This window comes from Parafrankia soli, assembly GCF_001854695.1.
Lineage (GTDB): Bacteria > Actinomycetota > Actinomycetes > Frankiales > Frankiaceae > Parafrankia > Parafrankia soli.
Window position 1 is genome coordinate 81,273 of the sequence record NZ_MAXA01000058.1, and the last position, 11,265, is coordinate 92,537.

An 11,265-nucleotide genomic window follows, 5' to 3' on the forward strand; every position below is an offset into this window, starting at 1 on the left:
ACGGAAGATCGATAACGTTGTTTTTTATTGGGAACGGCGTTACGATCGATGGGTGGACGAGATCGAGACAGTGGATGTGACGGTTCTGGAGGCCGGGCGAACGAGCCTGCTGCACGCGCGGGTCGAGCCCGGTGGCCCGGGCCGGTCGGGGCGGGTGCTCGTCCGCCCGGCCGAGGGCGGCGGGCTGCTCGGGTGGCGCCTGCGGCCACAGGGGTGGTGCCGCGGCGACGTCTGCATCCCCGCGTCCGTCGCCGCGCGGCGGCTCGGCGCGGGGGAGCGGGGGCTCGGCGCGGAGGACTGGATCGACATCGCCGAGTTCGCCGGGCTGACCGGGCGGCTCGCCATGGTCGACGCGGTGCGGGGGGTGGCCGCGCTCGGCCCGGCGGCGGCCAGCCACGAGCTGCGCGGCCTGCTCGACGGCGGAGCCCCCGACGCCGGTGTCGCGCCTGACGCCGGTGTCGCGCCTGACGTGGCGCTGCCCGACCTGGAGGGCAGGCTGACCGCGCTGTCGGACCTGCGGGGGCGCAAGGTCGCCGTCGTCGCCTGGGCGTCCTGGTGCGGCTGCCGCTACGACCTGCCGGCCTGGGCGGCCCAGCACGACGAGCTCGCCGATCAGGGGTTCACCCTGGTCACGGTCGCGCTGGACACGGACCCGGCGGCCGCCAGGGAGTGGATCGACGCCGCCGGCGGAAACCATCCCGCGTTGATCGACACCGACGGGGTGCTGGCCGGGCGCTACAACCTGACCAACGTCCCGACCGTGTTCTGGATCGACGAGGCCGGCCGCCTCGTCCGGCCGCCCGACACGCAGACCGCGACGGACACCTTCCGGTCCATGAACGGCATCGACTCCGCCCGCGCGCTCGCGGCGCTGCGCAGATGGGTGACGACCGGGCGACCGGGGCTCGGCGCCGAGGACGTCCGTCGGCACCTGCGCCCGCCGTCCGATGACGACCAGCGCGCCCGGCTGGCCGCCGCCATCGGGATCCATCTGTACCGCGCCGGCCAGATCGAGGCAGCGGCGGTCTACCTCGAGAAGGCGGGTCGGCTGGCGCCCCACCAGGTGGCGATCCGGCGCGGGACGATGCGGCTGCGCGGCGCCGACCCGTTCGGCCAGGAGTACTTCGACCTGCGGGCCGAGCTGGAGGCGAACGGCGTCCCGATCTACCGCCCGCTCCCGGACTGGCAGGCGGAGGAGACCGGCGCCGCACCGCCCCCGCCCGTCGAAGCGGCCGGGTCGGGTTGCGGTGACGGCCGGCGCCCGCGGGTGGACCGGTGAGCGTCGCGGACGGCGCCGTCCGCCGTTCCCGTGCCGTGGCGGGGGAGGCGCTGCGGCGTGAGGCGATCGAGGCGGCCGCCGAGCTGCTGGTCAGCGCCGGCCCGCAGGCGCTGACGATGCGGCGTGTCGCCACGGCGATCGGCGCGTCGACCACCGTGCTCTACACGGTCTTCGGCGGCAAGGACGGCGTGGCCGACGCGCTCTACCGGGAGGGGTTCGAGCGGCTGCGGGCCCGGCTCGAGGCCGTCGTGGCAGCCGACCCGCTCGTCCGCCTGCACGAGCTGGCCCACGCCTACCGGCGCAGCGCGCTCACCGACCGGTCGTTCTACGCCGTCATGTTCGAGCGGGCCGTGCCCGGTTACGAGCCCGGCCCGGAGTCGCTGGAGGTGGCGCGCGCGAGCCTGGCCGTCCTCGTCGACGCGGTGCGTGACGCGATGGCCGCCGGGCTGCTCGGCGGCGACGATCCGGAGCCGGTCGCCCGTCTCCTGCACGCCGCCGCCCACGGCGCGGTCAGCCTGGAGATCTCCGGTCATCTGGAGGGCGAGGGCGCCCTGCGCTGCTTCCGGGAGCTGACCGCGGCGGCCTTCGCCGCCAGCGCGCGGCCCGCCGCCCGCTGACCCGGTGGCTCCATCAGGAGGTGAACATCCGGACCTCGGCGGTGCGGTGCCGTTCGGCCAGCAGGTCCAGCTGGGGCGCGCTCCCGGCGGGCAGGCGTTCCGGGGCGCGCAGCGCCGACGCCGTGTCGGCGGCCGCCGCGATGCGGTCGACCTCGGCGGCGATCTCGGCGAGGACACCGGTGACGGCCAGCGGGTCGAGCCCGAGCAGGCGGACGGCCGCCGTCGCCGGGCCGTTGACGGACGCGTGGGCGGCCGCCAGCGCCGCGTCCCGCGGCTCGAGCCCGGCCGCGGCGGCGACGATGCCGAGCGCCACACAGTGGTGTGGCGCCGCCGGATGCGCCGGGACCGCCCAGGCCGCGCGGGCCACCCGCATCAGGGTACGGCCCTGCGCGCGGCTGGCGGCCCGCTGGGCGGGCGAGGGCGTGCGGGCGTCGACCTCGGCCTCGAAGACGGCGAGGACGTCCGCCGCCAGCTCGGTAGCGGGGCCGGCCGTACGGACCGACCGGCACACCGCCGCCGCGAAGGACGCGGCGAGCAGCCCGGACGTCGCGAGGCGGCCGCGAAGGAACTCGGCGAGGTCCCTGAGCCCGGTGATGCTCCCGTCGAGCACGGCGGCCTCGACGCCTCCGGAGTGGGCATGCCCGCCGGCGGGTAGACGCCCGTCGGCCAGGAGCAGCAGCGCTGCCCGTGCCTCCACGTGACCTGTCATTGGTGGGTCCGCGTCCATCCACCTATCTTTGCCCACCACGCCCTGTGCCCCCGGCCCGGGCCGCCGGTCCGGATCGCGCGCGCCGTCGCAATCGACCGCCGGACCGGGTCCGGCAGCAGGTCACGTCGGCGACAGATCCACCATCGTGAGCTCCCGGATATGGCAGCGTTTGCGGCCGTCGCCGCGGAGCCGGCGGCAAGCCTGAAGTGCGGCCGGCAGCGGTCCGGCCGCGTCGGAGATGGGGGATGACCGTGTCTGTTCTGAGCTCGGGGCGACCCGCGCGGCTCGGGGGCATCCGCGCCCGAGTCGCGCTCACCCTGGTCACGGTCCTGGGACTGTCCTCAGGACTGGCCGCCTGCTCGGACCGCCCGCCGAAGCCGAGCTGCCGGGCCGGCTACGTGGCCGAATGGGATGATGACGACCACGAGTGGGAGTGCGAGCGGCGGACGTCGAGCTCGAGCGGCACCGCCGGCGGCTCCAGCTCGCACCGGTCCGGTCGTCGCTGACCACGCCGTCAGGCATCCGCTCACATCGTCAGGCACCTGGCCACACCGCCAGTCATCCGCCCGACAATCTGTCCGGCACCGTCCGACGTGCCGCTGGAGGCAATCGATGGGATCGTCCGTGCTCACACCGTTCGCCGAGCTGGGGGCCTTTCGGCCCACGGACGCCGCCCCGCCGGTGGCGGCCGTCGGGCTCGATCCGGGCCAGCTCGATCTGGACAAGATCGTGGCGTTCTACCGGCGGTACGGGTTCGTGATCCTCCGCGGCGTTCTGGGCGAGCCGCTCACCACCCAGATCGAGACCGAGTGCGCCGCCGCCCAGGCCGGTGTGCTCTCCGGTGCTCTTCCCGCCCGCCACGGCTCCACCCAGTACCTCGACGACGCCGGCAAGGCCGCGCGCTTCGTCAACTACGTCGAGCACGTCGAGGAGCTCGCGCCGTCCGTGCGCGCGGCGGCGGCCCATCCGGTGCTGGTGGACGTCGTCCGTAACCTGATCGGTCCCGGGGCGGGCCCCGGAATCTGGCTGAACGACTCGGACAAGGCCGGCATCATCTACCAGGACGCCCGCCCGGGCCGCGAGTCCGGCTACAGCCGCATCGGGTGGCACTCCGACTGGCAGGCGATGCCCAGCCTGGACGTCTGGCCCGGGCTGGCGTTCACCATCCACATCGACGCGACGAGCCCGGCGAACGGCTTCCTGCGGATGGTGCCCGGCAGCCACCAGTGGGCCACACCCGCCCCGTACCGCAACATCAACGGTGTGGCCGTCCCGGCCGACGCCCGCCCGGCCGGCGGGTACACCGACACGCCGCCGCCGTTCGAGATGCCGCTCGGGTTCGAGAAGGTCCCCGGCGAGATCGCGGTGTACGCCGACCGGGGCGACGTCCTGCTCCACGACGCCTACACCTGGCACGCGGCGGCACGGGCGACCGACGACTCGGCTGTGCGCCGGCACGTGCGCGGCTCGTACTTCGCCGGGGACGAGTCGTCCTACCGCCCGCAGTTCGTCAAGAACGCCGCACGCTGATGCCGGGCGCGGTGCTGTGGCCGCGCCCGAGGTACGTCTCCCGCAGGTGGTGGACGTCCTCGGCGGGCAGCTCCACGCCCGCCGGTACGACGAGGTAGGCGTGCGGGGCGATCCGTTCGATGTGCCCGGCCAGGGCGTAGACGGCGCCGGCGGCGAAGTCGAGGAACCGGCGTTCCAGGGTCTCGCCGCCGTGCTCGAGGTCCACCAGCATGGGAATGCCGTCGCGCAGGCGGTCCACCGGCTGGGAGAAGTCGTTGTAGTTGGTCGGCGCGACGATGGGCACGGTGGCCCGGGCCCGGGCTTTTCGGGGCGTGGTCGCGTCCATCGGGGTGCCTTTCGTGAGCCGGGCCAGGGGCGGCACAGCACATGATTCCCGACCGGCCCCGCGTTCCGGCGGCGACACGCCGAGACGGGACCACTACAGGCTGCGGGCACGGCGGCGGCTGTGGGTCAAGCCCCCGGAGGTCCGAAAACCCGGCCGCGCGCCATCCCCGGCGGGCGCCGCCGGCCCTGGATGAGAGGCACGATCAGAAGAGGAAGTACCGCTGGGCCATGGGCAGCTCGGCGGCCGGAGCCGCCTCCACCGCCTCGCCGTCGATGCGCACGGTGAAGGTGTCCGGGTCGACGCGGATGTCCGGCGTCGCGGTGTTCTCCGGCAGGTCCGCCTTGCCCCGCCGGCGGACGTCCGCCGTGGCGACCATCGGCTTCGCCAGGCCCAGCCGCTCGTCGAGGCCGTCCTGCAGCGCCGCGGGCGCGACGAACATCAGCGAACTCGCCGCGGCCGGGCCGGGGGCGGCGCCGAACATGGGCCGCGGCAGCACCGGCTGCGGGGTCGGGATCGAGGCGTTCGCGTCGCCCATCGCCGCCCACGCGATGAAACCGCCCTTGAGGACCAGCGACGGCCGCACCCCGAAGAAGGCCGGCTCGTAGAGCACCAGGTCGGCCAGCTTCCCGGCCTCCACCGACCCGATCTCGGCGTCCAGGCCGTGCGCCACCGCCGGGCAGATCGTGTACTTGGCGACGTACCGCCGGGCCCGGTTGTTGTCGGCGACCGTGTCGCCGGGCAGCGCGCCGCGGCGGCGTTTCATGACGTGCGCGGTCTGCCAGGTCCGCGTGACGACCTCGCCGATGCGGCCCATCGCCTGCGAGTCCGAGCCGATCATCGAGATCGCGCCCAGGTCGTGCAGGATGTCCTCGGCCGCGATCGTGGACGGCCGGATGCGGCTCTCCGCGAACGCCAGGTCCTCGGGCACCGACGGGTTCAGATGGTGGCAGACCATCAGCATGTCGAGGTGCTCGTCGAGGGTGTTGACCGTGTGCGGCCGGGTGGGGTTCGTCGACGACGGCAGGATGTTCGGGAACGACGCGACGGTGATGATGTCCGGCGCGTGCCCGCCGCCGGCACCCTCGGTGTGGTAGGCGTGGATCGCCCGGCCGGCGATCGCGGCGAGGGTGTCCTCGACGAATCCGGCCTCGTTGAGGGTGTCGGAATGCAGCGCCACCTGCACCCCCGAGGCATCGGCGACACGCAGGCAGGCGTCGATGGCCGCCGGGGTGGTGCCCCAGTCCTCGTGCAGCTTGAAGCCGGCCGCGCCGGCGCGCAGCTGTTCCCACATCGCGTCCTCGCTGACCGTGTTGCCCTTGCCGAGCAGGGCGACGTTGACCGGCCAGCCGTCCATCGCGGACATCATCCGGTGCAGGTTCCACGGCGACGCGGTGACGGTCGTCGCCTTGGTGCCCTCCGCCGGCCCGGTGCCGCCGCCGATGAGCGTGGTGACGCCCGTGCCGAGGGCCTCGGGGACCTGCTGCGGGCAGATGAAGTGGACGTGGGTGTCGACCGCGCCCGCGGTGAGGATCTTCCCGTTGCCCGCGATGATCTCGGTGCCGGGGCCGATCACCAGATCCGGGTGGACGCCGTCCATGGTGTCGGGGTTGCCGGCCTTGCCCAGCGCGCTGATCCGTCCGTCCCGGATGCCGACATCGGCCTTGACGACTCCCCAGTGGTCGAGCACGACCGCACCGGTGATCACCAGGTCGGGTGCGCCCTGCGCGCGGGTGGCGCGGGCCTGGCCCATCGACTCGCGGATGACCTTGCCGCCGCCGAACACCGCCTCGTCGCCGGTGGCCGTGCCGCCCGGGCCGCGGCTGAGGTCGTCGGTGACCTCGATGAACAGGTCGGTGTCCGCGAGGCGGATCCGGTCGCCCACCGTCGGCCCGTACAGGGTGGCGTACCGGGACCGCTCCAGCTCACTCACTCCCCGCTCCCCTTACGGTCACCGCGGCCACCGTCGAGCGGGCCGGCCCACTCCGGGCGCAGCCCCGGGACGACCCGGGCGCCGGCCAGGGCGACCAGCTCGACCTCGCGCTCGACCCCGGGCTCGAACCGGACGGCGGTGCCCGCCGCGACGGCCAGCCGGTAGCCCCAGGCGGCCTCGCGGTCGAAGTCGAGAGCCGGGTTCGCGGCGGCGAAGTGGTAGTGCGACCCGACCTGGACGGGCCGGTCGCCCGTGTTGCGCACGACCAGCACCCGGGTCGGCCGGCCCGGGTTCAGCCGCACCGTGCCGGGCGCGGTGACGATCTCGCCGGGGATCAAGGGATCGCCGGGGATCAAGGGATCGGCTGGTGGACGGTGACGAGCTTCGTGCCGTCCGGGAAGGTGGCCTCGACCTGGACCTCGGCCAGCATCTCCGGCACGCCCTCCATGACGTCGTCGCGGGTCAGCACGCCCCGCCCGGCCGCCATGAGATCGGCGACGGTACGCCCGTCCCGCGCGCCCTCGAGCAGGAACGAGGTGAGCAGCGCGGTCGCCTCCGGATAGTTGAGGCGCAGCCCGCGTGCGCGGCGTTCCCGGGCCAGTCCGGCCGCCACATGGATGAGCAGGCGTTCCTGTTCATGCGGGCTCAGCAGCACGAGCGCGAAGCCTACACGCACCCGCCCGCCGGCCCGAACCACCCGCGCCCCGGCCGCGTGCCAGCCCTGTCGACGTCCCTTCGCGCCCACTTCGTGCCGTCTTCGCGCGGGGCCCGGCCGCCGGTTTGCGGACATCGTCATTTCGACCGGCCGGTGCGCCCGCCCCCCGGTTTCCCTTTTCGCCGGTGTTTCCCGCCGGTGCCGCCGAGATGGCGTCGGTGATCTCCCCGTGTTCGGATTCGGTGGCCCGGATCGTGAAATGGCCCGATGTCCCGGGAACCGTTGGTCCCGATGCCTGGTAACTGGTTGTTCACGTGACCGCGATAGGTCCGATACTCCTGCTTTCTAGCGTCGTGGAACCGCCTGGCAGGTCGGATGGGAACGGCTGAACGGGGTGTCGCGGGCGCGTTCGATGGGGGTTCGGTGGCAACAGGCAGCAGCACGGGTTTCGACAGACGCGGGTTCCTGCGCGGGGGAATGGGGGCGACGGCCGGGGCGGCGCTGCTCGCGCTCGGCAGCGGCGGCCTGCTCGCCGCGTGCGGCGATGACAGCAGTGACGGCGGCTCGTCCGGCAGCGGTTTCGGTGTCCTCGACATCCGCTTTTCCTGGATCAAGAACACCGAGTTCGCCGGTGCCTACATCGCGGATCAGAAGGGCTACTACAAGGCGGCCGGCTTCTCCGGCGTCAACATGATCGCCGGCGGCCCGTCCGCGACGCCACAGGACACCGACGTCGCGACCGGCAAGGCGTTCATCGGTATCTCCGCCCCCGACATCACCGGCAACGCCATCCTCAACGGCGCACCGATCAAGATCGTTGGCGCGCAGTACCAGAAGAACCCGTTCGCGATCGTCTCCATGGCGGACAAGCCCATCGCCGGCCCCCAGGAGATGATCGGCAAGAGGATTGGCGTGCAGGCGACCAATGAGAGTGTGTGGACGGCGTTCCTCAAGGCGAACAAGATCGACCCGAAGTCGATCGAAAAGGTGCCGGTCGAGTTCGACCMGCTCCCGCTCACCACGGGCACCGTGGACGGCTGGTTCTCCTTCGTCACGAACGAACCGAACCTGCTGCGCGTCAAGGGTTTCGAGGTGACGACCTTCCTGCTCGCAGACCACAACTACCCGTTGGTCTCCGAGACCTACATGGTCCGTACCGAGTCCATCGACAAGGAACGGGACAAGATCAAGGCCGCACTCACCGCCGAGATCCGCGGATGGAAGGACTCGCTGGCCGATCCCGCGCTCGGCGCGCACCTGGCGGCGACCGTCTACGGAAAGGACCTCGGCCTGGACGAGGAGGAGCAGACCCTGGGGAGCAAGGACCAGAACGCTCTCATCCTCACCGCCGACACGAAGGCGAACGGCCTGTTCACGGTCACCGACAAGCTTGTCGAGGAGAACATYGACACCCTCGGGATCGCGGGCGTGAGCATCACCGCCGAGGAGCTGTTCGACCTGTCCATCATCAAGGAGCTCTACGAGGAGAAGCCTGATCTCGTATGACGACATCGGCCACGCCCACACCGGAACCCGCCTCTGCCCCGACCCCGCCGACCCCGCCGACCCCGCCGGCCGCGCCCGACGGGTCCGGTGTGAGCGTGACCGGGCTCGGCAGGGAGTTCCGCATGGGCCGCGGTCGCGTCGTGGCCCTCGACGACGTCAACCTCGCGACGGCGGAGGGCTCGTTCCTGACCCTGATCGGCCCCTCGGGCTGCGGCAAGTCCACCGTGCTGCGGATCCTGGCGGACCTGGACGCCCCGACGGCCGGGACGGCGCTGGTGCACGGCGAGGCGCCGTCGGTGGCCCGCCGGGCGCACCACCTCGGCATCGCCTTCCAGGACGCCGCCCTGCTGCCCTGGCGGTCGGTCGAGGCGAACATCCGGCTGCCGCTGGAGGTCAGCGGCCTGAAGGCCGAACGCAAGGTCATCAGCGACCTGATCGCTCTCGTCGGGCTGACCGGCTTCGAGCGGGCCCGGCCCGCGCAGCTCTCCGGCGGCATGCGCCAGCGGGTCGCGATCGCCCGCGCCCTCGTCGTGCAGCCCAAGGTGCTGCTGCTCGACGAGCCGTTCGGCGCCCTCGACGACATGACCCGCCAGCGCCTGAACTTCGAGCTGCTGCGCATCTGGAGTGAACGCTCGACGACCACCGTCCTGGTGACCCACTCGATCCCCGAGGCGGTCATCCTCTCCGACACCGTCGCGGTGATGACCGCCCGCCCCGGGCGCATCGCGGCGCGCGTCGACATCGACCTGCCGCGCCCGCGCACCCCGGAGATGCTGCGCACCGCCCGGTTCCACGAGCTGCACGACGAGCTGTCCACGCTCCTGTTCGCCGGTACCGGCCCGACGGCAGGGGAGGCCGGATGACCCGGCCCGCGTGGCTCGGCGGGACGATCGGCGTCGTCGGCCTGGTCGCCGTGTGGTGGCTGCTCGCCGTCACGCTGCTCGACCGCGGAAGCGTCGTGCCCACGCCCTGGGAGGTCGTTCGTGCCCTGGGGGACGACCATCGCCTGCTCTGGACGTCCGCCCGGTCGACCGTGTCGATCGCGGCCCAGGGCTGGCTCGTCGGCAACGGCCTGGCGATCGGCCTCGCGGTGCTGTTCTTCGGCGTCCCCGTCGTCGAGCGGGTGCTGCTCCAGATCGGGGTGGCCTCCTACTGCCTGCCGATCATCGCGATCGGCCCGATCCTGACCACGGTCTTCGACGGCAGCACGCCGCAGAAGGCACTGGCCGGGATCTCGGTGTTCTTCACGACGCTGGTCGGCACCCTGCTCGGCCTGCGCGCGGCCGACCCGGCCAGCCTCGACGTGATCCGGGCCAGCGGCGGCGGCGTCGTCCACCAGATGCGCTACGTCCGGCTGCGCGCAGCCCTGCCGAGCACCTTCGCGGCGCTGCAGATCGCCGCGCCGGCCGCGATCCTGGGTGCGATCATCGGTGAGTTCCTCGGCGCCGACCGCGGCCTCGGGATCGCCATGGTCAACTCGCAGCAGGCGCTGGAGGTGCCGCGCACCTGGGCGCTGGCCCTGGTCGCCTCCGCCATCGCCGGTCTCGGCTACGCCCTGACCGCGCTGTTGGCCCGGCTGCTGACGCCCTGGGCCCCCCGCGGTAACCCTGGAGGCGCCCGATGAGCACCGTGACGCCGGACACCGCATCGTCCGGCGGCCGTGGCAGCCGGGTGGCGGGGGCGATTGCCGCGCGGGCCGGGCGGACCCTGCTCTCGGTCGTCGCGTCCACCGCGGTGATCGTCGGGCTCTGGTACGCCTTCATCGAGGTCTTCGACCTCAACGCCCTCGTCGCCAAGGACCCCGGGGCGGTCTGGAAGTACCTGTTCACCGAGCCGGACGCCGCCCAGAACCGTTCCGTCATCCTGGACGGCCTGTGGCACACCCTCGGCGACGCCGCGGTCGGCTACGTCGCCGGCACCCTCGCCGCGCTCGGCGTGGCCGTCGCGTTCGTGCTGAACCGCGCGGTCGAGCAGTCGCTGATGCCGGTGGCGATGATGCTGCGCTCGGTGCCCCTGGTCGCGATGACACCGCTGCTCACCCTCGTCTTCGGCCGCGGCCTGCTGGCGGTCTCGGTGATCGCCGGGATCGTCGTGTTCTTCCCGTCCCTGGTGAACCTGGTGTTCGGGCTGCGCTCCGGGCCCGCGGCCGCCGCCGACCTCGTCGTCGCCCACGGCGGCGGGCCGTTCACGGTGCTGCGCAAGGTGGCGCTCCCGAGCTCCCTGCCCGCGCTGTTCGTCTCGGCGCGCATCTCGGTACCTGGCGCGATCATCGGCGCGCTGCTCGCGGAATGGTTGGCCACCGGCAAGGGCCTGGGCTACTTCATGCAACGCGCGCAACAGACGTTCGACTACGGCGGGGTGTGGGCCTCGGTGGTCGTGATCACCGCCGCCAGTGTCGCGGTCTACGCCCTGGTGGGCCTCGCCGAGGCCGTCGTGCTCGCCCGGTACGGGCCCGACCCGACCCGGCGCGGGTGAGCGGCGTGGCACCCCGCGGCGGGCAGCCGGCGGCCGTCCGAGTGCGCAACCGCAGGTCACGGGCTGTGATGTGGCGCACCTGGCACTGCTTGCTTCCTGACACCCCACCACGCGACGTGTCGCTCCCGTACGAGAATGCGGTTGTACAGCAATGCGTCGGAACGTGCGGGTGTGGTCGCGTCGTGGCGGGGTCGAGGTCGGCCCGGCCGCTGCGGGGCTCACTGCGCGGGTCCGTGGCC

At 73.0% G+C, this 11,265-nt stretch carries 13 protein-coding genes; 8 read left to right on the forward strand and 5 right to left on the reverse strand.

What is annotated here, in order from left to right; all coding sequences use genetic code 11:
- Positions 1 to 52: 52 nt before the first annotated feature.
- Together BBK14_RS07190 and BBK14_RS07195 are read left to right on the forward strand one after the other, a co-directional pair.
- The gene (locus tag BBK14_RS07190) at positions 53 to 1,279 is read left to right on the forward strand and encodes a TlpA disulfide reductase family protein (protein ID WP_241831253.1); all 1,227 of its coding nucleotides are present in this window, start codon (positions 53 to 55) and stop codon (positions 1,277 to 1,279) included.
- Positions 1,276 to 1,896, forward strand: a complete 621-nt coding sequence (locus BBK14_RS07195; RefSeq protein ID WP_071060391.1) for a TetR/AcrR family transcriptional regulator — start codon at positions 1,276 to 1,278, stop codon at positions 1,894 to 1,896. The genes BBK14_RS07190 and BBK14_RS07195 overlap by 4 nt, the downstream gene beginning before the upstream one ends.
- Before the next feature lie 13 nt (positions 1,897 to 1,909).
- On the opposite strand, the gene BBK14_RS07200 is transcribed toward BBK14_RS07195, so the two are convergent.
- Positions 1,910 to 2,605 carry an urease accessory protein UreF gene (locus BBK14_RS07200; RefSeq protein ID WP_071060392.1) on the reverse strand — a complete coding sequence of 232 codons (696 nt, stop codon included), beginning with the start codon at positions 2,603 to 2,605 and terminating at the stop codon, positions 1,910 to 1,912.
- 245 nt (positions 2,606 to 2,850) lie between these two features.
- On the opposite strand from BBK14_RS07200, the gene BBK14_RS07205 reads away from it, so the two are divergent.
- Positions 2,851 to 3,111: a hypothetical protein gene (locus BBK14_RS07205; protein WP_071060393.1), complete on the forward strand. Its 261-nt coding sequence runs from the start codon at positions 2,851 to 2,853 to the stop codon at positions 3,109 to 3,111.
- Positions 3,112 to 3,217: 106 nt separating this feature from the next.
- Positions 3,218 to 4,135 carry a phytanoyl-CoA dioxygenase family protein gene (locus tag BBK14_RS07210; RefSeq protein WP_071060394.1) on the forward strand — a complete coding sequence of 306 codons (918 nt, stop codon included), beginning with the start codon at positions 3,218 to 3,220 and terminating at the stop codon, positions 4,133 to 4,135.
- On the opposite strand, the gene BBK14_RS07215 is transcribed toward BBK14_RS07210, so the two are convergent.
- The 4 genes from BBK14_RS07215 to BBK14_RS07230 form a co-directional block, all read right to left on the reverse strand.
- Complete coding sequence (locus tag BBK14_RS07215) at positions 4,116 to 4,460, reverse strand: cell division protein SepF (RefSeq protein ID WP_071060395.1); 345 nt, start codon at positions 4,458 to 4,460, stop codon at positions 4,116 to 4,118. The genes BBK14_RS07210 and BBK14_RS07215 overlap by 20 nt on opposite strands.
- Positions 4,461 to 4,662: 202 nt before the next feature.
- On the reverse strand, positions 4,663 to 6,390 hold the full coding sequence (locus BBK14_RS07220; protein WP_071060396.1) for an urease subunit alpha: 1,728 nt from the start codon (positions 6,388 to 6,390) through the stop codon (positions 4,663 to 4,665).
- Positions 6,387 to 6,728: an urease subunit beta gene (locus BBK14_RS07225; RefSeq protein ID WP_071060462.1), complete on the reverse strand. Its 342-nt coding sequence runs from the start codon at positions 6,726 to 6,728 to the stop codon at positions 6,387 to 6,389. Before BBK14_RS07225 ends, BBK14_RS07220 begins: the two co-directional genes overlap by 4 nt.
- Before the next feature lie 14 nt (positions 6,729 to 6,742).
- The gene (locus BBK14_RS07230; RefSeq protein WP_026239939.1) at positions 6,743 to 7,045 is read right to left on the reverse strand and encodes an urease subunit gamma; all 303 of its coding nucleotides are present in this window, start codon (positions 7,043 to 7,045) and stop codon (positions 6,743 to 6,745) included.
- 477 nt (positions 7,046 to 7,522) lie between these two features.
- Here BBK14_RS07230 and BBK14_RS07235 point away from each other — a divergent pair, with 477 nt between their 5' ends.
- From BBK14_RS07235 to BBK14_RS07250, 4 genes are read left to right on the forward strand one after another with little or no spacing between them, the layout of a single operon-like run.
- Positions 7,523 to 8,551 (forward strand): ABC transporter substrate-binding protein, encoded by a 1,029-nt coding sequence (locus tag BBK14_RS07235; protein ID WP_071060397.1) that lies wholly within the window; start codon positions 7,523 to 7,525, stop codon positions 8,549 to 8,551.
- Positions 8,548 to 9,414, forward strand: a complete 867-nt coding sequence (locus tag BBK14_RS07240; protein WP_071060398.1) for an ABC transporter ATP-binding protein — start codon at positions 8,548 to 8,550, stop codon at positions 9,412 to 9,414. Before BBK14_RS07235 ends, BBK14_RS07240 begins: the two co-directional genes overlap by 4 nt.
- The gene (locus tag BBK14_RS07245; RefSeq protein ID WP_071060399.1) at positions 9,411 to 10,175 is read left to right on the forward strand and encodes an ABC transporter permease; all 765 of its coding nucleotides are present in this window, start codon (positions 9,411 to 9,413) and stop codon (positions 10,173 to 10,175) included. The genes BBK14_RS07240 and BBK14_RS07245 overlap by 4 nt, the downstream gene beginning before the upstream one ends.
- Positions 10,172 to 11,026 (forward strand): ABC transporter permease, encoded by an 855-nt coding sequence (locus tag BBK14_RS07250; RefSeq protein WP_071060400.1) that lies wholly within the window; start codon positions 10,172 to 10,174, stop codon positions 11,024 to 11,026. The genes BBK14_RS07245 and BBK14_RS07250 overlap by 4 nt, the downstream gene beginning before the upstream one ends.
- Positions 11,027 to 11,265: the final 239 nt, after the last annotated feature.